This window comes from Thiomonas arsenitoxydans (assembly GCF_000253115.1).
In the GTDB taxonomy this organism is placed as follows: domain Bacteria; phylum Pseudomonadota; class Gammaproteobacteria; order Burkholderiales; family Burkholderiaceae_C; genus Thiomonas; species Thiomonas arsenitoxydans.
This window is the reverse complement of record NC_014145.1, coordinates 2,794,379-2,815,667: the sequence shown is the minus strand read 5'-3', so window position 1 is coordinate 2,815,667 and position 21,289 is coordinate 2,794,379. Positions and strand designations below refer to the sequence as shown.

Below are 21,289 nucleotides of genomic sequence, written 5' to 3'. Positions count from 1 at the left end.
GTGTTTCTCCTGTTGGCGTGGGGTCAGGCTTGCGGTTCGATGTGGTACGGACGCTCGTGGCTGTAGGCCGGGCCCGCAGGCTCGTCCATCCAGTCCACCTTGTCCATCTTGCGCACGATGCAAAAGGCATCGCGATTGGAGCCGATCGTGCCGTAGTAATTCAGGCCAAAGGAGAGCTGCGCATAGCCGCCGATCATGTGCGTTGGTTTGAGCACCACGCGGGTGACCGCGTTGTGCACACCGCCCCGGGCCTGGGTGATCTGCGACGCCGGGGTATTGATCGTGCGCTCCTGGGCGTGGTACATCATGGCCATACCTGGTTTGACGCGCTGGCTGACCACGGCGCGGGCGACGAGCGCGCCATTGGCGTTGAACACCTCGATCCAGTCGTTGTCGACGATCCCTGCCTCTTTGGCATCGTCCTCGGAAATCCACACGCAGGGTCCGCCACGGCTGAGCGTGAGCATGATCAGGCCATCGGCATAGGTGCTATGGATGCCCCACTTTTGGTGCGGCGTGATCCAGTTCAGCACGATTTCCTTGTTCCCGGCGAACTTGCCAAGCACAGGCTGCACGGCCTTGAGGTTGACCGGGGGGCGATACAAGGCAAAACCTTCGCCGAAGGCCCGCATCCAGGCGTGGTCCTGGTAGAAATGCTGCCGCCCGCTCAGCGTGCGCCAAGGAATGTTTTCATGGACATTGGAGTAGCTGGCGTTGTAGCAAATCTTTTCATCGATGATGCCCGACCAGGTCGGCGAGTTGATCACCCGCCTGGGCTGCGCCACGATGTCCCGGAAACGAATCTTCTCGTCTTCTCGCCCCGCAGGCATGTGGCTGAGATTCAATCCGGTTTTTTTCGACAAGGCAGCCCAGGCCTTGGCAGAGACGTTTCCATTGGTTTCAGGCGAAAGCATCATCACCATCTCGGTGGCGTCGATGTCGCTCAAAATCCGCGGCCTGCCTTCAGCCGGGCCGGATTCACTGACCCGGCCGTTGAGTGCGCCCAGAGCTTGGACCTCCTCGCTCGCATCCCACGAAATGCCATGACCGTGACCGCCGTCTGGTTTGTCCATCAGCGGCCCAAGCGATGTGAAACACTGGCTCACATGGGGATAGTCACGCTGCACCTCGGTGATGTTCGGAGCGGTCTTGCCGGGAATGAGTTCCACTTCCCCGCGTTTCCAGTCGCGTACCTCCAGTCCCTGACCGAGTTCCGCTGCGCTGTCATGCATCAACGGGGTGAGCACCACATCGCGCTCGACGCCGAGGTGCCCAACACAGACCTCGGAAAACTTGCTCGCGATCCCTTTGAATATCTCCCAATCCGAACGTGCCTCCCAGGAGGGATCGACGGCCGCCGACAGCGGATGGATGAAGGTGTGCATGTCGGTGGTGTTGAGGTCATTTTTCTCGTACCAAGTCGCCGCAGGCAGCAACACGTCGGAGAACAAACCGGTGCTGCTCATGCGAAAGTCCAGTGTGACCAGCAGGTCGAGCTTGCCTTCGGGGGCATCGTCGCGCCACTGCACTTCGTGCGGGCGTGGATCATCGGGGCCGAGTTCGCTACCGAGCACACCGTTGTTCGCTCCGAGCAAATGTTTGAGGAAGTACTCCGAACCCTTGCCCGAGGCGCCCAGCAGGTTGGAGCGCCAGACGAACATATTGCGCGGCCAGTTCACCGGGTTGTCCGGGTCTTCGCAGCTCATGTGCAGGGATCCACTCTTGAGGCCGTTGACCACATGGTCTTTGGCGGAAAGCCCGGCTGCTGCGGCGTCGCGCGCCAGGTGCAGGGAATTGGCTTGGAGCTGCGGCGCAGAGGGCAGCCAGCCCATGCGCTCGGCGCGCACGTTGTAGTCGATCATGCTGCCGCCGAATGCCTTGGGATCGGCCAGGGGCGAGAGGATTTCATCGACCCCCAGTTTTTCGTAGCGCCACTGATCGGTGTGCGCGTAGAAAAAACTGGTGGCATTCATCTGGCGAGGCGGTTTGACCCAATCCAGTGCAAACGTCAGCACCGACCAGCCCGATTGCGGGCGAAGCGCCTCCTGCCCGACGTAATGCGCCCAGCCGCCGCCGGGCACGCCGATACAGCCGCTCATCATCAGCATGTTGATGATGGCCCGGTAATTCATGTCGGCGTGGTACCAGTGGTTGATCCCGGCGCCGAGGATCACCATTGAGGTCCCATGCGTCTTGTCCGCGTTGCTGGCAAATTCCCGGGCGATGCGTTCGACAACGTCAGCGGGAACGCCGGTGATTTTTTCCTGCCAGGCAGGGGTGTAGGGAACATTGTCCGCGTAGCTTTTGGCGCAAGGATGGGGTTCTTCGCCGAGACCACGGTCGATCCCGTAGTGCGCGGCAAGAAGGTCATACACGGTGGCGACCCTTGCGGCGGTTTGCTCCCCCCGGTCGTCCACCAGACTCAGTGTGCGGTAGGGAACCTTGCGGATCAGGACGTCGTCCTGAACATTGCCCGGATGGTGTTCGGCGTGCACTCCGCCAAAGTACGGAAAACCGACCTCGGCTGCGCCGTCCATGCGCTCGATCAGGGTGAGGGCCAATTCACATTCCTTGTCGCTGCGCGCGTCGCGCGGCTGCAGATTCCATTGGCTCCTGGCCTCGCCCTGCGCTTGCCAGCGAAAACCGATCGAGCCATGCGGCAGCACCACCTCGCCTTCACTGCCGAAGGCCACGGTTTTCCACTCGGGGTTGTCACCCTGCCCAAGCTTGTCGGCAAAATCGCTGGCGCGCAGCGTGCGGCCTGCTGTGAGCACCTTGCGCCCGTCGGGCAAGGTGCGTTCTTCCAGGCGCACCAGCAAGGGCATGTCGGTGAGGCGACGGCAATAGTCGAGAAAATAGGCCGAAGGCTTTTCGCCGAAGTGGAATTCGCGCAGGATCACATGGCCTAACGCCATGGCCATCGCCGCGTCGGTGCCCTGTTTGGGATGCAGCCACTCGTCGCTGAGCTTGGCGACCTCGGAGTAATCGGGCGAAACCGCCACGGTCTTGGCCCCGCGGTAGCGCGCCTCGGTGTAGAAATGCGCGTCGGGCGTGCGGGTCTGCGGCACGTTCGAGCCCCAGGCCATGATGTAGTTGGCGTTGAACCACTCGGCCGACTCGGGGACGTCGGTTTGTTCCCCCCAGGTCTGCGGCGAAGCGGGCGGCAGGTCGCAATACCAGTCGTAAAAACTTCCCATCACACCGCCAAGCAGGCTGATGTAACGCGCGCCCGAGGCGAACGACACCATTGACATGGCCGGAATCGGCGAGAACCCGAAAATGCGATCGGGCCCGTAGGTCTTGATGGTGTAGGTGTTGGCGGCAGCGATGAGTTCGTTGACATCGTTCCAATCCGCACGCACAAAGCCGCCCATGCCGCGCAGCTTCTGGTACTCGCTGCGCTTGGCCTTGTCCTGCACGATGCTGGCCCAGGCGTCGACCGGGCCCAGGGTCTTGCGCGCCTCGCGCCACATTTTCATCAGGCGGCCGCGCACCATCGGGTACTTCACCCGGTTGGCGGAATATTGATACCAGCTCGCTGAGGCGCCGCGCTGACAACCCCGCGGCTCGTGGTTGGGCATGTCGGGATGGGTGCGCGGGTAGTCGGTCTGCTGCGTTTCCCAGGTGACGATGCCACCCTTGACATAAATTTTCCACGAGCACGAGCCGGTGCAGTTCACGCCGTGAGTGGAGCGCACGATCTTGTCGTGTTGCCAGCGGCCGCGGTAGGCGTCTTCCCAGGTGCGGTCTTCGGTGGTGACCTCGCCGTGGCCATAGGCAAACTTGGGCCGGGATTTGGTGAAGTGGGTCAGGCGGTCGAGAAAATGACTCATGATGGTCTCCGTGGGTTCAGGGTATTAGCAGGGCATCGGGGCGTTCTTGCGGCTGTAGTTCCACCAAGTCACAAGCACGCACAGCACGTAAAAGGCGATGAAGCCGTACAGCGCAGCCTGCGGGCCGCCGGTCATGGCGATGGAACTGCCGTAGCTCTTGGGAATGAAGAACGCGCCGTAAGCCGCGATGGCCGAGGAAAAACCAATCACTGCAGCCGCTTCCTTGTTGGCGTCTTTCACCGCCTGCTCCTGCGCAGCAGGGCCTTGTCCGGCAGCGGCGCGCGTGCGATCGGTGAGGAAGATGACCGGAATCATGCGGAAGGTCGAGCCATTGCCAATACCCGTGGTGGCGAACAGCAGCATGAACGCGGCGAGAAAACCGGTGAAGTTGCCGCCTACCCCGCCTTGCGGCAGGAAATACAGCACGGCGACGACGCCCAGCGCCATGAGAATGAAGTTCCAGAAGGTCACGCGCGCGCCACCGAGCCTGTCGGCCAACCAACCGCCGACCGGACGAATGAGGGCGCCGACGAACGGCCCGAGCCAGGCATAGTCCAGCGCGACGATGCCGGGAAACTGCGACTTGATCAACAGCGGAAATCCTGCCGAGTAGCCGATGAACGAACCGAAGGTGCCGGTGTAGAGCAGGCTCATCAGCCAGGTATGCGAGCGCCTGAAAATCACCGCCTGATCGGCGAAGGATGCTTTGGCATCGGCCAGATCATTCATGCCGAACCAGGCCGCCAGCGTGGAGGCGATGATGAAGGGCACCCAGACAAGCCCGGCGTTCTGCAGCCAGATCGGTGCACTCTTTCCCCCCGTCACGGCGGTCTGCGGATCGCCGCTGAGCACGCCATAGACCGCTGCGGTGATGACCAGCGGCACGATGAACTGCACGATGGACACGCCCAGATTGCCCAGCCCGGCGTTCAGCCCCAGCGCCAGGCCTTTTTGCGCCTTGGGGAAGAAAAAGTTGATATTGGCCATCGACGAGGCGAAGTTCCCGCCGCCGAAGCCGCTGAGCAGGGCCAGAATGACAAAGATCTCATATGGGGTCGAAGGGCTCTGCACAGCGTAATAGATGCCCAGCGCGGGCAACAGCAACGAGGCGGTGGAAATCGCCGTCCAGCGCCGCCCGCCAAAAATCGGCACCATGAAGGAATAAAAAATGCGCAGCGTGGCGCCGAACAGGCCGGGCAACGCGGCCAGCCAGAACAACTGATTGGTGGAGAACTTGAACCCCACCTGCGGCAGCTTGACCACCACCACAGACCACACCATCCACACCGCGAAGGCGAGGGTCAGTGCCGGAATGGAAATCCACAGATTGCGCTGGGCGACGATCTGCCCTTCGCTTTTCCAGAACGCGGGGTCTTCCGGGTTCCAATGTTTGATGACATGACTGGACATGTTTTCTCCTGATGCTCAATGGGGCTGGATAGCGGCAGGCTGGCCGCGCGTTACGGAAGCCGGCTTGAACACATCGGTGCGGCGGACCTCGGTGAAGAACATCCACACCAGCGAAACCGAGACCACGCCATACATCAGCATGAAGGCCGAAGAGCGAATGCCGGTGAGGTCGAGCAGCACGCCGAACAGGATGGGAAGCAGAAAGCCGCCCATGCCGCCTGCCAACCCGACGATGCCCGAGACCGTTCCGATATTGGCCGGATAGTCGTCGGCGATGTACTTGAACACGCTGGCTTTGCCGAAAGCGAAGGCGATGCCGAGGATGAACATCAACGCGGTGAAGGCGTAGACATTCGGGCCGATGTGGAAGGTCGTCGGCCCGCCGGTGGTCTGCACCGTGAGCTGGGTTTGCGGGTAAGACAGCAGAAACAGCGCCACCCAGCTCACCCACAACACCCACCAGGTCACGCTGTGCGCGCCGAATTTGTCGGACAGCCAGCCGCCCACCGCGCGCAACACGCCGCCAGGCAACGAGAAGGCCGCGGCCAGTAGTGCGGCCACAGGCAGGCTGAGTTTGTATTCGCCGACGTAGTACTGCACCATCCACAGCGCCAGCGCCACATAGCCGCCGAACACGATGCTGTAGTACTGGCTGTACTTGAGCACGCCGGGATCGCGCAGGGCCTTCAACTGATCCATGAAACGAGTCTGTCCCTGCACCACATGGCTTTTGTCGTGGTGGCTGAACACCCAGAACAGAATGACCGTGCCGAGCATGACGGCGGCATACACATGCGGCACCATGGTCCAGCCGAAGGTCACAACCAAAGCCGGAGCGAGAAATTTGTTCACTGCCGCGCCGGCATTACCCGCGCCGAAAATGCCCATCGCCAACCCCTGGCGCTCCTTCGGAAACCAGCGCGCCACATAAGGCGTACCCACCGAGAATGAACCTCCGGCCAGACCGATGAACAGACCGATGGTCAGGTATTGCCAGTACTGTGTGGCATAAGACAGCATCCAAATGGGGATGACGGTAACCGCCATGATGGCGGCAAACACGATGCGTCCGCCGTAGCGATCCGTCCAGATGCCCAGCGGCACGCGGATCAGCGAGCCGCTGAGCACCGGCATGGCGGTCAGCAGACCGAATTCGGTGGCGTTGAGCCCGAGGGTTTTCTTGATGGGGATGCCGATGACGGCAAACATCATCCACACCATGAAACACACCATGAAAGCCCAGGTGCTGACGATCAGCACCGACCAGGCTTGCCGGTTGTGTTGCTGCACATTCGCGACCATGATGAATCTCCTTGTCGATAAGGAGACTCTAGAAACCGCTGGTCTTTTGCGGTATCGACCTGAAGGCGGAGAAAGGCGCTGGGCGCCCTGCTCTGCCGAACTACTCCGAAAGAAGGAGGGAAATCCCGTTCAGGAGCAGATTCAGCGCAGTTGCACCAGACGGCCGGAGTGATCGAAAGTCAGAAAATGGTCGATCTGGCCCATGTGAATGTTCTCGATCAGCTCGGTGAGGGTCTGCTCCACCTCTGCGGAGTCGGGAATCGGCTGGTCTGGAAGGGCCTGCGTGGTGACGAACACCATGTCCCAGGGTGTGCCAGTGTGCCGAGACTCTTCAACCAGCGTTTCGAAATCCGACAGATCGTCTGGTGATTTGTCCACCGCCATGACGGGCACGAGCGCGCCGCCACCGCCCGCCGCATGACGGGCGCGCTGCGCCGGACTGGCATCTTCCGGCAGTTCGATGGCAGCAAAAACAAAGTACAGCCGTTGCGGCAGCTCCTGTTGTTTTGCGGCGCGCAGGAGATCGGAGAAATCGGCGATTTGCATGGTGTAGTCCCGAAGAGATAGAGATCAAACCGACAGGCCATGTTCGCTGGCATACACGGCGATCTGCACCCGTGAACTGAGGTCGAGCTTGCGCAAGATACTCTGCACATGCACCTTCACTGTGGTTTCAGCGATGTCGAGTTCGCGCGCGATGACCTTATTGCTTGCGCCGCGAGCGATGGCGGCGGCGATCTGGCGCTCGCGGGGGCTGAGCGGCGTTTTCTCGCTCTGCGCGTTCGCCGGGAGGGCTTCCTTCGCGGAGTCCGTCGTTTCTGGAGCGATGAAGGCTTGTGCAAGTTTTGCGGTCATGTCGGCGCCGATGACGACTTCTCCGCGCAGCGCACGCTGAATGCCGCCGATCAGCTCGTCGGTCTCGCAGGTCTTGAGCAGATAGCCGCTCGCTCCGGCGCGCAGCGCCGCGCCGAGATCGGCCGCCTCTTCGCTGACGGTGAGCATCAACACGCGGCTGGCCGGGGCGGCCTGCCGCAGACTCTCTACGGCGTCGATGCCTCGAACGCCCGGCAGATGGTTGTCGAGCAGAATGATGTCGGGCTGCAACTGCGTGGCCAGCCGTAGCGCCTCGCCCGCATCGCCGGCCTGGCCGACCACCTGCATGGCAGGCGCTTCACCGAGCAAGGCCACCAGGCCGCGACGAAACAGCGCATGGTCGTCGACCAGCAGAATGCGGATGTCAGGTGGCATAGGGAGAAATCTCGGTGTTTCGTGTTGCGCGTGCAGACGCGGCGGCCGGGAATTCCGGCAGTTCCAAGGTGACGCGCACACCGCCTTTGGGCTGGGCTTCGATGCTCAAATGCCCGCCGATGGCGGCAGCGCGCTCTCGCATGATCTGCTGGCCCACATGGGCCTGTCCATCCTGGGCGATGACCTCCGGATCATAGCCACGGCCATCATCTGAAACGACAAAGCGCCAGCGCGGCAGGCTGTCCACCACCAGCCGGGCCTGCGTGGCCTTGGCATGTTTGCGGATGTTGGACAGCGCTTCCTGCACGATGTGCAGCACCTGAATCTGCACGTCCGGATCGAGCGGCTGGCCATGCCCGTGAAACACCAGGTCGACGGATAGACCGCTTTGCAGCTCGAACTTCTGCACCGTGCTGCGCAGCGCCGGCTCGATGTCCTGCTCTTGGGTGCGGGTGCGAAAGTGCAGCAGCAGCTCGCGCACATCGGCCAGACTTTCCTTCACGCCCACATCGAGCTCGCTCACCACCTGTTCGATCTTCCCCACCTTGCCCGCCTGCAGGGCCGTGCGCAGCAATTGAAGCTGAATTTTCATGAACGCCAACGATTGCGCGATGGAATCGTGCAGCTCGCGTGCGAGGAAAGCCCGCTCCTGCGACACCGCGGCCTCGCGTTCCAGCGCGGCGCTGCGTAGGCTTTCCATGGCTGCAGCCAGGTGGCCCGCGAGGGTGTCGAGCAGGGCATGCTGCGCTTCATCGGCGGATTGCTCGGCGTGGAAGAACAGATCGATCTCGCCGAGCAGACGCTGCTGCGCCCGCACGGGGATGCTCAGCAGCGTGGCATAGCCCAGACGTTCACACGCCACGCGCCCAGGCAGCGCTCGCCCTTCGGGCTGGAGCCGGTGAAACTGCACGATCTGCGGGCCGCCGTGATGCTGCGCCTGCCCGCAAAAGCAGGTGTCCGACATCAGACACTGCTCTTCTTCGGCCAGCACCGCGGGCAAGCCATCGGAGGCCAGCAGCAGGTAACGGCGCGCTGATTCATCGGTCCAGCGCAAGGCAGCAGCATCCGCCCCGGCGATGCGCCGCACGACCTGGACGAACGACTGCGACAACTCGTCCAGGCTTTGTGCCTTCGACACCAGCGCACTCACCTCATACAGCGCCGCAAGACGCTGCTGCTCGGTGCGCAGGGCGGCCGTCTTTTGCCGCACCCGCTCCTCCAACTCGTCATAGACAGCCTGTAGTTGTCCGGCCATGCGGTTGAACCCGATGGCGAGATCGCCGAGCTCGTCGGTGGTATTGATGTCGACCCGTGCCGAGTAATCGCCCTGCTCAAGCGCTTGCACGCCGCGACTGAGGCGCCCTACCGGATCGAGCACAAATAGGTAAGCTGCGTAGAACATCAACAGCGCTCCGATCACTACCAGAACGGCCAGACCCATCTGAAACGCGTGGAGCACAGTCGTCCAGAAATCCAGGCGATGCTCTATGGATCTGACGAAAGCATCGATTTGTGTGACGAACTGGTTAACTTCCTCTCGCGGCACGGGGTGGGCTTGTGATGCGCTTTCCCAGCGTGGTTGCAAACTCTGCCAGTGCGCACGCACGGCGTCGTAGCGCCGGCGAATGATGCCATCCCAAGGAACATAAAGAGGTCGTGACGGGCTGCCCGCGTGCAGCAACACAAGATTGTCCTGGATAAGCTGCAGATCGGAGGAAAGTTGGGTGTCGTCGAGGTCCGTCGCGGACAGCGCCACTTTGTAGCTGAGCATGCGCAATTGCCCGGCGACGTTAACCGCCGCCGCGCCGCCCTCGAGATTCCAGGAAATCCATAAGGTCGCTCCAACGGACATCAACGACAACAGCAGGAACGTCCCTGAGAATAAGGCGATTTTGGCGGTGAGTGTCCAGTTGCGTTTCATGACGGCATGGCGTGCGGTTCGAGCGCAGATTGTCCCCGCAGGGCGCGATCCTGTCGATTTGGCAACGGTTTGACGTGTATCAGGAACGCAGCACAGTTTCCGGTGTCCCATGAAAACGTCCTCAGACGTGCTTCGTTCGCCTCAGACTCCCAGAGGGGATGAGGCAATTTTGGGCGGTTTGGCATGTTCTCGTAAAGCGAAAACGGAAGGCAAACCGATTGCTATGACTTTCGAGCAGAAAAAATTCCCCAATCATCCAGCACACCCTGAACGCATTTGCTGGGGATGTAGCCGGTACTGCCCGGCCGACTCCATGCGCTGCGGAAACGGCTCCGAGCGCACACAGCACCCCGTTGAATTACTAGGTGAGGACTGGATGGACTTCGGTCTTGACGCAAAAGAAGCAAAAAAGGCAAAGTAAAGCAAGGCGCGACGTTGATCACATGATTTCTTGCCGCACGCCGTAGCTCTGACTCGCTCAAGTCACTCCTTTGAGTCGTTGATTTTCCACAGGGCATTCAGAGTGCCCTCGGGCGATTTGCAGCCTCTGCCGATTACTTCGCTAACCTCCCCTTACTGAGAGGGGGTATTGTGCTGAGGAGTTCACCCGCACCCTTTAAGTGGTAAAAACATTACCTATTCAAGGCATTCCATGGCGTGATCTGTGCGTCAGCTTTTCGACTTATAGCTGGGCCACACACCCGAGCAATACCGCACCACCTCATAAATGAAATCATCCCCCTCATGAACACCCCACCGACACTCGCTCCTGAATCCTCCACACCAATCGCGCAGGCTTGCAGCGCCCTGCATGCGGCGTACGCCAAAGGCTGGATCACCCACCGTGATGGCAATATCTCGGTGAGCGATGCTGCGGGCGATGGATTCTGGATTTCACAAAGCGGCGTGATCAAGGCACAGCTGAATGTCGCGCAGATGCTTCACGTCCCCGCGGACCGGCTAGTGCCTGGTCGCGCCATTACTGCACCCGCTGGAGCTTCCGGAGAATTCGCGTTGCATCAACTGCTGCAGGCGCTGCTGCCAGCGGGTTTCAACACTGTGTTGCATCTGCATCCGACTCATATCGTGGCGGCGATGTTCGCCAACTGGGATTTGCGTGAGCTGTCCGAGCAATTCCCGGAGGTGACCCGCTATACCCGGGTCGGGCGCAATGTGCCGCCGCTGGCGGCTACCAGCGAGGAACTCGCGCGGGCTTGCGCCGCGTCCTTCGCTCCGCCGCAGAGCGACATGCCGCATATCGTCGGTCTGGATCGTCATGGCTGCGTTGCCATTGGTCACTCGCCTTTTGATGCCTTCGAGCATGTGGAGCGGCTGGAACATGTGTGCCAGATGGTTTTGGCTTCGGGTGCGAGGCACACGGCAATCGCCCAAACGGTGGCATCAGGCATCAAAGCCGCCCAAGCTATCCAAACCGCCTGAGGACAGCCCCAAGCCCTGCCAAGGAGAGACCGCATGAGCCAGAGCAATCCCTCACTGGTCGAATTTCTCGAACGCGATTACGCCGCTGGCTTCATCTCGCCGATTGATTCCGACCTCGCGCCCAAAGGGCTGGGCGAAGACATCATCCGGCTCATTTCCGCGAAAAAAAATGAGCCGGAGTTCCTGCTGCAATGGCGGCTGAAGGCGTATCGTCACTGGCTGACCCTGGCCGAGCCGACTTGGGCCAAGATCCACCATCCGCCCATCGACTACCAGGCGATTCATTATTACGCCGCCCCCAAGCGCGACAAGGCGCCAAAAAGCCTCGACGAGGTCGACCCTGAGTTGCTGCGCGTCTATGAAAAACTCGGCATCCCGCTGCACGAACGCGCCGCGCTGGCTGGGGTGGCGGTGGATGCGGTGTTCGATTCGGTGTCGGTGGCCACTACTTTCAAAGACAAGCTGGCGCAGCACGGCATCATTTTTTGTTCATTCTCCGATGCGGTGCAAAACCACCCCGAACTGGTGCAGCAATACCTCGGGACGGTGGTGCCGCCGGGAGACAATTTTTTCGCCGCGCTCAACGCCGCGGTGTTCACCGATGGCAGCTTCGTCTACATCCCCAAGGGCGTGCGCTGCCCGATGGAGCTGTCCACCTACTTCCGCATCAACGCCAAGGACAGCGGCCAGTTCGAGCGCACGCTGATCATCGCCGACGAGGGCGCGCAGGTCTCGTACCTGGAAGGCTGCACCGCGCCGCGGCGCGACGAAAACCAGCTCCACGCCGCGGTGGTGGAAATCATCGCCCTCGACGACGCACGGGTGAAGTACTCGACGGTGCAGAACTGGTACCCCGGCGACAAGGACGGCAAGGGCGGCATCTACAACTTCGTCACCAAGCGCGGCGAATGCCGCGGCGCGCGCTCGCGCATTTCCTGGACGCAGGTGGAAACCGGCTCGGCCATCACCTGGAAGTATCCGAGCGTGCTGCTGCGCGGCGACGATTCGGTCGGCGAGTTCTATTCGGTGGCGCTGACCAACCATTTCCAGCAGGCCGACACCGGCACCAAGATGATCCACATCGGCCGCAACACCCGAAGCACCATCGTCTCCAAGGGCATTTCCGCAGGACGCGGCAGCAACACCTACCGCGGCCTGGTCAAGGTGCTGCCCAAGGCCGAAGGGGCGCGCAACTACACGCAGTGCGACTCGCTGTTGATCGGCGACCGCTGCGGCGCGCACACCTTTCCCTACATCGAAGTGCGCAACCCCAGCGCGCAGGTCGAGCACGAGGCGACGACCTCGCGCGTCGGCGAAGACCAGCTTTTTTACTGTATGCAGCGCGGTATTTCCGCGGAGGACGCGGTGGCGCTGATCGTCGGCGGCTTCGCCCGTGAAGTCGTCAAACAACTGCCGATGGAATTCGCCGTCGAGGCTCAGAAGCTGCTGGGCGTGAGCCTCGAAGGCAGCGTGGGCTGAAACGCCAAAGAGGAAATGAAAATGCAAATGCCAGCCAGGCTTCAACCGCAAGCGACGCAGCCGCTGTTGCAAATCCGCGGCCTGCAGGCGGAAATCGACGGCAAGCGGGTGCTGGATGGCATCGATCTGGACGTCGCCCCCGGCGAGGTTGCCGCCATCATGGGCCCCAACGGCTCGGGCAAGAGCACGCTGGCGCAAGTTCTCGCCGGGCGCGACCTCTACCGCGTCAGCGGCGGCTCGGTGCGCTTCGACGGCCAGGATCTGCTGGCGCTGCCGCCGCAGGAGCGCGCGCTTGCCGGGCTGTTCCTCGCGTTTCAGTACCCGGTGGAGATTCCCGGCCTGTCCAACGTCTACCTGCTCAAGGCCGCGCTCAACGCGCAGCGCAAACACCGCGGTCTGCCCGAGCTGGATGCGATGGAATTCCTGCAACGGGTCAAAGCGCTGATGCGCGAACTCGGCATGGACGAGAAGTTCCTGCAGCGCGGGGTCAACGAAGGTTTTTCCGGCGGCGAGAAAAAGCGCAACGACATGCTGCAAATGGCCCTGCTGCAGCCGCGCCTGGCCATTCTCGACGAAACCGACTCCGGGCTGGACGTGGACGCGCTCAAGGCCGTGGCACAGGCAGTCAACGCAATGCGCTCGCCCGAGCGCGCTTTCGTGCTGATCACCCACTACGAACGTCTGCTGGAACACATCGTTCCCGATCGCGTGCATGTGCTGTGGCAAGGGCGCTTCGTCGCCTCTGGCGGGCCGGAACTGGCGCGGCGAATCGAGCGCGAGGGCTACGCCTGGCTGCAAGATGGTCAGACCCAGTCTCCACCATCTCCTTCGTCGGAATCCTGACCATGGGCGCGCTCGAAGCTTTCGTCCGGGCTTTCGACTCCAGCGGCGCCTACGCTGCGGCCGAACCGGCATGGTGCGCCCAGGCGCGCCATCAGGCGCGGGAAGACTTGCTGCGCAGCGGCTTGCCCACGCGCCACACCGAAGACTGGAAATACACCAGCCTGCGCGCGCTGGACGCGATTGATCTCGCCACCACTGCGCCCACTGCACTTTTGGACGGGGAGGCGCTGCGCGATGCGGGCGCCTTGCTCGTGGGCGACGGCCCGCGTCTGGTGTTTGTCGATGGCGCCTTTGACGCGGAACTTTCCCATTTGAGTGACCTGCCGCCGGGGGTGAGCCTCGCGCCCTGGGGCGCAGGCCTGTCGCACAACGCCACAGCGTCGGGGGCGGTGCTGGATGCGGCCGCGCGCGGCGGCGCCTTCGAGGCGATCAACCGCCTGTTTGCGCGCGATGGCATGGCGCTGGAACTGGCCGATGGGGTCTGCCTCGCCGCCCCCGTCGTCGTCATCGCGCTGCAAACGCGCGCGGGCGCCAGCCACCTGCGCCACGTCCTGCGTCTGGGGCAGGGCTCTTGGGCACGCGTGATCGAGCAGCACATCGGCCTTGCGCAGATGGTGCCTTATCTTTCGACCAGCGTGACCCGCGCGGAGCTGGCGCGCGGGGCGACTCTCGCACACGTGCGCTTGCAGGACGAGTCGGGCGCCGCGGTGCATGTTTCGCAACTGCATGTGGCGCAAGGCAGGGACAGCCGTCTCGACGCTCGTTTACTGGTCGTGGGGGCAAGATTGTCGCGCCAGGAATTTCACATCGCGCACGAGGCGCCGGGCTGCCATACCGATCTGCGCGGGGCCAGCGTGCTCGCAGGCGAGCAGCATGGCGACGTGCACATGTGCATCGAGCACCGCCACCCGCGCAGCACCAGCCGCACCGATGTGCGCGGCGTGTTCGACGACGCCTCGCACGGCGTGTTCACTGGCCGTGTGAACGTGCATCCGGGCGCGCAGAAGACCGACGCGGGCATGATCAACCGCAACCTGCTGCTGTCGCCGCGCGCCGAGGCCGATACTCGTCCGCAACTGCAGATCGATGCGGACGACGTGCTTTGCAGCCACGGCGCCACAGTCGGTCAGCTCGACGCCGAGGCGCTGTTTTATCTGCAGTCGCGCGGCATCGCTGCGCCGCTCGCTCGCGCCCTGCTGGTGCAGGCCTTCGTGGCGCAAGCCCTGCCCGACATCGGCTGGGAGCCCTTGCGCGCACAGGTGCGCACACGGCTTGCCGCACGGCGCGGTCTGGCAATCGAAGCCTCAGAGGTTTCGGCATGAATGCGTTTGAATCGCCATCGCGTCCCGCGCCGCAACTTTCGGCGATCCGCGATCATTTCCCCATCCTCGCCCAGACGGTGCACGGCAAGCCGCTGGTGTATCTGGACAATGCGGCGACGACGCAAAAACCGCTGGCCGTGCTCGACGCCATGCGCGCCTTCGAACTGCGCGATTACGCCAACATCCACCGCGGCGTCCATGCGCTGTCGCAGCGCGCCACCGACGCCTTCGAGGCCGCGCGGGAGAAGGTTGCGGCCTTTGTCCACGCCCGCAGCGCCGACGAGATCGTGTTCGTGCGTGGCGCCACCGAAGCGATCAATCTGGTCGCACAAAGCTACACACGGCCGCGCCTGCAGCCCGGCGACGAGGTGCTGGTGACGGCGATGGAGCACCATGCCGACATCGTGCCCTGGCAGATGGTGTGCGATGCCACCGGTGCCAAATTGCGCGTGGCGCCGATCCGCGACGACGGCGCGCTCGACCTGCAGGCCTTGCCGGAGCTGCTCGGGCCGCGCACGCGCATGCTGGCCGTCACCCATGTCTCGAACGTACTGGGCACCGTCAACGATGTGGCGAGCGTGGCGCAGCTTGCCCATGCACGCGGCGTGCCGGTGCTGGTCGATGGCGCGCAAGCCGTGGCGCATCTGCCGGTGGACGTGCAGGCGCTGGGTTGCGACTTCTATGTTTTCTCCGGTCACAAGCTCTACGGCCCCACCGGCATCGGTGTGCTCTGGGGCCGCGCCGAGATGCTGGCCGCGATGCCGCCGTATCAGGGCGGCGGCGACATGATCCGCAGCGTCAGCTTCGAACGCACCACCTACGCCGATCCGCCAACCCGTTTCGAGGCCGGCACTCCGCACATCACTGGCGCGGTGGGCCTGGCCGCTGCGATCGACTTCGTGCAAGGCCTTGGCTGGGACGCCATCGCGCAGCACGAGCGCACGCTGTTGGAGCGGGCGCAAAGCACGCTTTCCCGCATCCCCGGGCTTCGCATCTACGGCACGGTTCCGGACAAGATCGGCGTCATCTCCTTCAACATCGACGGTCTTCACGCCCACGACCTCGGCACCATCGCCGATGCCGAGGGAGTCGCCATCCGCGCCGGCCACCACTGCGCGATGCCGCTGATGAAACGCTACGGCGTCGCGGCCATGGCGCGGTCCTCGCTCGGCGTGTACAACAAAGAAGACGACATCGACGCACTGGTGCGCGCGGTGCGCAAGGCGCAGGTGATGTTTGCCGCTTAAACACGGAGTCCACGACCCATGCCTGACAGCCCATCCGACGACGCCCTTCCCGACCTGCGCGACCTCTACCAGGAGGTGATCTTCGACCACTACCGCAGGCCCCGGCACTTCGGCCATTTGCCGCAGCCCAACCGCTGCGCGCAGGGTGACAACCCGCTGTGCGGCGACCGCCTTGAACTCGAATTGTTTGTGGACGGCGCGGGTTGCATCCAGGACGTGGCCTTCACCGGCGAGGGGTGCGCGATTTCCACCGCGTCGGCCTCGCTGCTGACCGAAGCGGTCAAGGGCAAGCGTGTGGACGAGGCGCTGGCCTTGTTCGCGCAGATGCACGGCATCCTGGTCGATGGCGACACCGGCGCCGAGGCTGGTCTGGGCAAACTCGCCGTGCTCGCAGGCGTGAGGCAGTTTCCCGCGCGGGTGAAGTGCGCCATGCTCGCCTGGCATACCCTGCGCAACGCGCTCACCCAAACCGCCCAGGTGGCGCGCACCGAAGATTTGTCCACGCCGGAGGGTTGACCATGGACGACCCCATCGACTCTGGCCCCATCATCCTGCAGCGCGACGTCCCCGCGACCCTGGTGCCGCTGGGCACTGCCGGAACCTTGCTGCAGGGCACCGAGGTGCGCATCACCCAACGGCTGGGCAGCCACGTCACCGTGGTGTCCGAGGGCCGCATGTACCGCATCGACGGCCGCTATGCCGATGCGCTTGGGCTGAATGACGGGCAGCGGCAAGATATTCCCGCGCCAACGACGCGCGAGGAAGCCGAAAATGCCGTGCTGGAACAACTCGCCACCTGCTACGACCCGGAAATTCCGGTCAATATCGTGGAGCTAGGTCTAATCTATCGCCTGGACGTGCAACCGACCGACGCCAGCGGCGCCGCTTGGGCGGTGGACATCGACATGACACTGACCGCACCCGGCTGCGGCATGGGAAACATCCTCACCGCTGAGGTCGAGGACAAGGTGCGTCGCATTCCAGGAATCGCGCGAGTGAACGTGGAACTCGTCTGGGACCCGCCGTGGAGCCTGGAGCGCATGTCCGAGGCGGCCCGGCTGCAGGCGGGGCTGTGGTGAGTGAGTGATCCGGCGTGGCCAGGCGGGGCCGCTCAGCTTCGCCGCTCAGCCGCCGTCGGCTCGAACCTGCGCCTCAGGCGCCGGCTTGCACGTCCTGCACGTGAAAGTCGATTTGCACCCCTTCGGGCGAGCGGCTGACGTATTCGATGCGTACCTTGTCACCGAAATGCTGCGCGATCTGTGCCAGCAGCGGCAGGGGATCATGGTCGTTGAAAAACGCCATGGTCTCTCCCGGCTCCAGCGCATTCAGCGCGCCGAAGATGGCGGCATGGCGAAAGCGCTTGGCGATGCCGCTGGCGTCGAAGGGATAGACGCGGTCGGCGCGGCGGTGGGAGTGGGGTTGGTTGACGACGGTGAGGGGTTCCATGGCGGGTTCCTTGGGTTGAAGTGAGTCGGGGTTGAAAGAGGAGGGCAGCGCAGCAGGCTTCACGCCTGTTCTTCGAACTGCGGGAACAGGATGTTGTTTTCGGTGTGGACGTGCTGCATGAAATCGGCGGTGAACTTGTCCAGACCTGCATACAGCGCGCGCCAGGTGTTGCACGCCTCGGCGGGCAGCCTCAGATCGCGGGTGAGATCCTGCACGCGTTGCAGCATCCGGCCGTGGTCATCATGCTCGGCGCGCATGCGTGAGATCGGCGGGGTGAGAACCGCACCGGGATTGCGGCGCATCATCGGGAACAGGATCTGTTCTTCCTTTTGCATATGTTCCTGCAGTTCGTCGAGCATCTCCTGGAGCAGGGCCGCCAGACCGGCCGGCACCTCGGCATGATCCTTGTGCACGCGCTCGACCTTGGCAGCCAGGGTGATCAATTCCGGCAGCTCCCGCCGGTGTACGTCGTGGAAGCGGCTGACGATGAGGTCGATCAGGGCGTCGGGGTCGTGCAGCGTGTCGGTGGGCGTGTCATCCAGCGACTGCGGGCTCAACTCCGAGAGTTCGCGCTCAATAGTCGCCAGGTCGAGCTGGCGCGCCTGCGCGGCCGCTTCCAGGGTCATGTCGCCACCGCAGCAGAAGTCCAACCGGTGGCGCCGGAACACGGCGGTGGAACCAGGCAGATCGCGCGCCAGTTGGCCCAGGGGGAGGCCGGCGAACGGTGAGGAGGAGCTTGCTGGGAGGTCTTGGGTGTGCATGGCAGAAGGTCCTGTGCAATCAATGATGTGGAGCTGTAAAAAGGTAGAATGAACCCCACTATAAAATTCTTGAGTGGTATTTGCAATACCTCTTCTGAAGGATTCCACCATGCGGCTGACCTCTTTTTCCGATTTTGGCCTGCGCGCCCTGCTCGTGCTGGCCGGCAGCGAGCGCGAGACCTGGTCGAGCGTCGAGCTTGCGACCAAGCTCGATATTTCGCGTGATCACCTCATCAAGGTGCTGCAACGCCTTGCCGCCGGGGGCTATGTGCAGACCACGCGCGGCGCTGGCGGTGGCGTGAGGCTCGCCAGGCGCGCCACAGCCATTCGCATCGGCGAGGTGTTGCAATGGCTGGAAGACGACGCCCCGCTGACCGAGTGTTTCCGCGACGATGGCGGCCAGTGCCTGCTCACCGGCTTTTGCGCTTTGCGGCCCAAACTCGAACGCGCCCGCCGCGCGTTCTATGCCGCACTCAACGAAACCACCTTGGCAGACTGCCTCAATCCTGCGCTGCGCAAGTTCGTCGCCGTGCCACTGTCCACGGCTTGAGCGCGGCTCAGCGCCGGGTTTCGATCAACAAGCCCTTTTCTTCACGCTCGAAGTGATGTTCGAGCAGATGCTGCAAAGGCGCGGAGGCGTCGAGCAGCATTAGACGTTGTTCGGGCGGATCGAGTCGGTCAGGTTGTCGTGCCAAAATATCGTGCCATTCGCCGAGCATCGCGCTCAGCTTGGCATGCTCGGCCAGATAGACCTTTGCCGACCAGCGTGCGCTGGCCGGCAGCTTCGGAATCAGCGCGGTTTCTTCGAGCGCGATATGGGCTGCGTGCAAGCCTTGCAGCACATCGCGTGCGGCGCGCGCCTCAATCAGGTTGCCGACGAGCAAGCCCAAGCGCATGCGTTGCACTGTCGCCAGCATCGCCACATGCTGCGCGGGGATATCCTCAGCCGGGTTCGAGGCCATGTTCAGGTTTCTCCTGTAGCTGCGGACTGTGAGATGCGTTGGTCAGCGCAACCCAGCTGCCTGAGCAGAAAGTGGAAATTCAGCATCTGGGCATCGGGCGGCCAGCGCGCCGCCGACGTCTGCGATCGGCTTCGCCGGTCGATACAGCACGCTGACGCGACTACGCGGAATCGGCTTTGGCATCCTCCTCGCGCATCGTATCCAGCGCCAAAAGCGAATGCGCATAGGCGGCGCCCGCTCGCATTTCGGCGGCAACCCAAACGGCCTCCATGATTTGCTCACGGCTAGGAGTCTGGGCGGCAGAATTCCGTGAACCTGTGCCGGAGCGCCGATGCTGGGCGAGCGGACTGTTTTTCGGGCACGGTCGGCATGGCCGGTCGTCTCACGCCCCCGAGAGGGCAGCAGCGGGCGTGTTGTGCGGGGCGGCCTGTGCCCCCATTTCTGTTCAGGCGGGAACCAACGAGGCCATCCGCCGGAGGTTCAGTGCTGCGCAGACGAGTTTCCACTCGGCGCGTACACGCTCAAGGCCGCGCAGGCTGAACTGGCGGAACCCCAGCACGCTCTTGATCCAGCCGTTGGGCGGCTCGGCGATCCACTTGCGCTTGCGATAGGCGGCGCGTCCCGCGGCGGTCTGCATCTTCGCGGCCATGGCCGCGGTGTGCGGCAGCCGCGCGGCATCGATGGCCGCGTGCTGCTTGCCTTCGCGCCCCAAGGCCACAACCAGATCGATCGGCGCATCGCGCAGGTTGTCCTCGCTGCGATAGCCCGCGTCGGCCAGACCCAGCGCGGGCAGCGCGCCCAGGTTCTCCTGGATCGCATCGATCATCGGCAGCAGCCAGTTGGCATCGGGTGCCGTGTTGTCCAGTTCCGCAGCCACGATGATGTGCGCAGCCTCGTCCACCGCCGTCTGCGCGTTGTAGCTGGGGTCGAAGCCGCCGCCGGCGCGCTTCATGATGCGGCTGTCCGGGTCGGTGAAGTTCTCCTGCGCCTTGTCTTCGGGCACGCCGAAGTCGCGCTTGAACCGCGCACCGCGCCGCGGCTTCCCATCCGGCCCCCGGGGACGGCGATCATCATCGTCACTGCGACCACGCTGCGCGTCGGCTTCACGCTGACGCTGTTCCAGCCGCTGGCGCGCCTGCCGGATCGCATCGAGTCGCGCCTCGCGCCGCTCGATCTCGGCCGGGATGTCGAGTTCGGGCTCCTGCGCCTCGGCCTCGTCGGTGGCCTTGGCGCGCGCCAGCAGCGCGTCGATCTGCTTTTTCAGTTCGACCTCGGTGTGCTGCATGCGCGCATAGCTCATGGCCTTGTGGCGGCTCGCGTTGGCCTTGACCTTGGTGCCGTCGATGGCCACCGTGCCCAGCTTGACCAGACCCATCTCGCGCGCCAGGCGCACGACCTGCACGAACAGGTCCGAGAATTCCTGGAGGTGCAGCGCACGGAAATCCCGGATCGTGCGGTGCTTGGGGAAGTTCCCTGCTGCCAGCATCCGGAACGCCAGGTCCTCGTGCAGCCGGCGCTCGATCTTGCGCGAGCTGAACACCCCGGTGGCGTAGCCGTACACCAGAACCTTGACCATCATCGCCGGATGGAAGGGCTGGTTGCGCGCTCCGCCACCCTCATAGCGCGCGTAGAACGCGCTCAGGTCCAGCGTGTCAATCGTGTCGTGGATGAAGTAAGCCAGGTGGCCCGGCGGCAGCCAGTCCTGCGGCGCCGCCGGCAGCAGCATCACCTGGTCCGGCTCATAGGGGCGGTAACTAGTGGGCATGCCGTATTAACGCACGCCCACCGTCCTACGTCGACCTCAACAACCTTCTGCCGCCCACACTCCTAGCGCCCGCCTTGAGAGCCGCCTTGGTGTGGCCTCGGATGCAATAGGGACACTGGGTCACATGCGCCACGGCGACCGCGATCAATTGTTTGGTCCGCACGTCCAGCGCGCCCTTGGCGAAGGCCTGCTGGCTGAATTGCTGAAAGGCAGCAAACTGACTCGGGGCATGGCTTTGACGCATTTGCGTCAACTCACGATCAGCCTGCGGATAGACGGGGGACGTTGACATGAAAAGACTCCTGTATGT

At 63.3% G+C, this 21,289-nt stretch carries 20 protein-coding genes; 9 read left to right on the top strand and 11 right to left on the bottom strand.

Going from position 1 to position 21,289, the window contains the following annotated elements; translation table 11 throughout:
• Positions 1 to 23: 23 nt before the first annotated feature.
• The 6 genes from THI_RS13220 to THI_RS13195 form a co-directional block, all read right to left on the bottom strand.
• Positions 24 to 3,833, bottom strand: a complete 3,810-nt coding sequence (locus THI_RS13220; protein WP_013106761.1) for a nitrate reductase subunit alpha — start codon at positions 3,831 to 3,833, stop codon at positions 24 to 26.
• Between the two features lie 24 nt (positions 3,834 to 3,857).
• Positions 3,858 to 5,243, bottom strand: a complete 1,386-nt coding sequence (locus THI_RS13215) for a NarK family nitrate/nitrite MFS transporter (RefSeq protein ID WP_013106760.1) — start codon at positions 5,241 to 5,243, stop codon at positions 3,858 to 3,860.
• A 15-nt stretch (positions 5,244 to 5,258) separates the two neighbouring features.
• A complete protein-coding gene (locus tag THI_RS13210; protein WP_013106759.1) occupies positions 5,259 to 6,545 on the bottom strand; it encodes an MFS transporter in 1,287 nt (428 codons plus the stop codon).
• A 141-nt stretch (positions 6,546 to 6,686) separates the two neighbouring features.
• Positions 6,687 to 7,091 carry a hypothetical protein gene (locus THI_RS13205; protein WP_013106758.1) on the bottom strand — a complete coding sequence of 135 codons (405 nt, stop codon included), beginning with the start codon at positions 7,089 to 7,091 and terminating at the stop codon, positions 6,687 to 6,689.
• Positions 7,092 to 7,115: 24 nt separating this feature from the next.
• Positions 7,116 to 7,793, bottom strand: coding sequence for a response regulator (locus THI_RS13200; RefSeq protein ID WP_013106757.1), 678 nt, complete (start codon positions 7,791 to 7,793; stop codon positions 7,116 to 7,118).
• Positions 7,783 to 9,714, bottom strand: coding sequence for a type IV pili methyl-accepting chemotaxis transducer N-terminal domain-containing protein (locus tag THI_RS13195; RefSeq protein ID WP_013106756.1), 1,932 nt, complete (start codon positions 9,712 to 9,714; stop codon positions 7,783 to 7,785). Before THI_RS13195 ends, THI_RS13200 begins: the two co-directional genes overlap by 11 nt.
• 223 nt (positions 9,715 to 9,937) lie before the next feature.
• On the opposite strand from THI_RS13195, the gene THI_RS18535 reads away from it, so the two are divergent.
• The 8 genes from THI_RS18535 (at position 9,938) to sufT (ending at position 17,124) form a co-directional block, all read left to right on the top strand.
• Positions 9,938 to 10,135, top strand: coding sequence for a DUF3079 domain-containing protein (locus THI_RS18535; RefSeq protein ID WP_079668507.1), 198 nt, complete (start codon positions 9,938 to 9,940; stop codon positions 10,133 to 10,135).
• A 323-nt stretch (positions 10,136 to 10,458) separates the two neighbouring features.
• Positions 10,459 to 11,154, top strand: a complete 696-nt coding sequence (locus THI_RS13190) for a class II aldolase/adducin family protein (RefSeq protein ID WP_013106754.1) — start codon at positions 10,459 to 10,461, stop codon at positions 11,152 to 11,154.
• Between the two features lie 33 nt (positions 11,155 to 11,187).
• The gene (sufB, locus tag THI_RS13185; protein WP_013106753.1) at positions 11,188 to 12,633 is read left to right on the top strand and encodes a Fe-S cluster assembly protein SufB; all 1,446 of its coding nucleotides are present in this window, start codon (positions 11,188 to 11,190) and stop codon (positions 12,631 to 12,633) included.
• A 63-nt stretch (positions 12,634 to 12,696) separates the two neighbouring features.
• Positions 12,697 to 13,476, top strand: coding sequence for a Fe-S cluster assembly ATPase SufC (gene sufC / locus THI_RS13180; protein ID WP_013106752.1), 780 nt, complete (start codon positions 12,697 to 12,699; stop codon positions 13,474 to 13,476).
• A 2-nt stretch (positions 13,477 to 13,478) separates the two neighbouring features.
• Entirely contained in the window at positions 13,479 to 14,798 is a 1,320-nt protein-coding gene (sufD, locus tag THI_RS13175) for a Fe-S cluster assembly protein SufD (protein ID WP_013106751.1), read from the top strand.
• Positions 14,795 to 16,045, top strand: coding sequence for an aminotransferase class V-fold PLP-dependent enzyme (locus tag THI_RS13170; RefSeq protein ID WP_013106750.1), 1,251 nt, complete (start codon positions 14,795 to 14,797; stop codon positions 16,043 to 16,045). The genes sufD and THI_RS13170 overlap by 4 nt, the downstream gene beginning before the upstream one ends.
• An 18-nt stretch (positions 16,046 to 16,063) precedes the next feature.
• On the top strand, positions 16,064 to 16,561 hold the full coding sequence (sufU, locus tag THI_RS13165; protein ID WP_013106749.1) for a Fe-S cluster assembly sulfur transfer protein SufU: 498 nt from the start codon (positions 16,064 to 16,066) through the stop codon (positions 16,559 to 16,561).
• A 2-nt stretch (positions 16,562 to 16,563) separates the two neighbouring features.
• Entirely contained in the window at positions 16,564 to 17,124 is a 561-nt protein-coding gene (sufT, locus tag THI_RS13160) for a putative Fe-S cluster assembly protein SufT (protein ID WP_013106748.1), read from the top strand.
• Between the two features lie 73 nt (positions 17,125 to 17,197).
• On the opposite strand, the gene THI_RS13155 is transcribed toward sufT, so the two are convergent.
• The gene (locus tag THI_RS13155; RefSeq protein ID WP_013106747.1) at positions 17,198 to 17,491 is read right to left on the bottom strand and encodes a DUF2249 domain-containing protein; all 294 of its coding nucleotides are present in this window, start codon (positions 17,489 to 17,491) and stop codon (positions 17,198 to 17,200) included.
• A gap of 59 nt (positions 17,492 to 17,550) precedes the next feature.
• Entirely contained in the window at positions 17,551 to 18,252 is a 702-nt protein-coding gene (ytfE, locus tag THI_RS13150; protein ID WP_013106746.1) for an iron-sulfur cluster repair protein YtfE, read from the bottom strand.
• A 109-nt stretch (positions 18,253 to 18,361) separates the two neighbouring features.
• Between ytfE and THI_RS13145 the strand changes: the two genes are divergently transcribed.
• On the top strand, positions 18,362 to 18,802 hold the full coding sequence (locus tag THI_RS13145) for an RrF2 family transcriptional regulator (RefSeq protein ID WP_013106745.1): 441 nt from the start codon (positions 18,362 to 18,364) through the stop codon (positions 18,800 to 18,802).
• A gap of 7 nt (positions 18,803 to 18,809) precedes the next feature.
• Here the strand turns inward: THI_RS13145 and THI_RS13140 are convergent, their stop codons facing one another.
• From THI_RS13140 to THI_RS13125, 3 genes are all read right to left on the bottom strand, one after another.
• Complete coding sequence (locus tag THI_RS13140; protein WP_013106744.1) at positions 18,810 to 19,214, bottom strand: hemerythrin domain-containing protein; 405 nt, start codon at positions 19,212 to 19,214, stop codon at positions 18,810 to 18,812.
• Between the two features lie 445 nt (positions 19,215 to 19,659).
• On the bottom strand, positions 19,660 to 20,979 hold the full coding sequence (locus THI_RS13130; RefSeq protein WP_013104216.1) for an IS1182-like element ISThsp1 family transposase: 1,320 nt from the start codon (positions 20,977 to 20,979) through the stop codon (positions 19,660 to 19,662).
• A 25-nt stretch (positions 20,980 to 21,004) separates the two neighbouring features.
• Complete coding sequence (locus tag THI_RS13125; protein WP_407830055.1) at positions 21,005 to 21,271, bottom strand: carboxymuconolactone decarboxylase family protein; 267 nt, start codon at positions 21,269 to 21,271, stop codon at positions 21,005 to 21,007.
• Between the last annotated feature and the right edge of the window lie 18 nt (positions 21,272 to 21,289).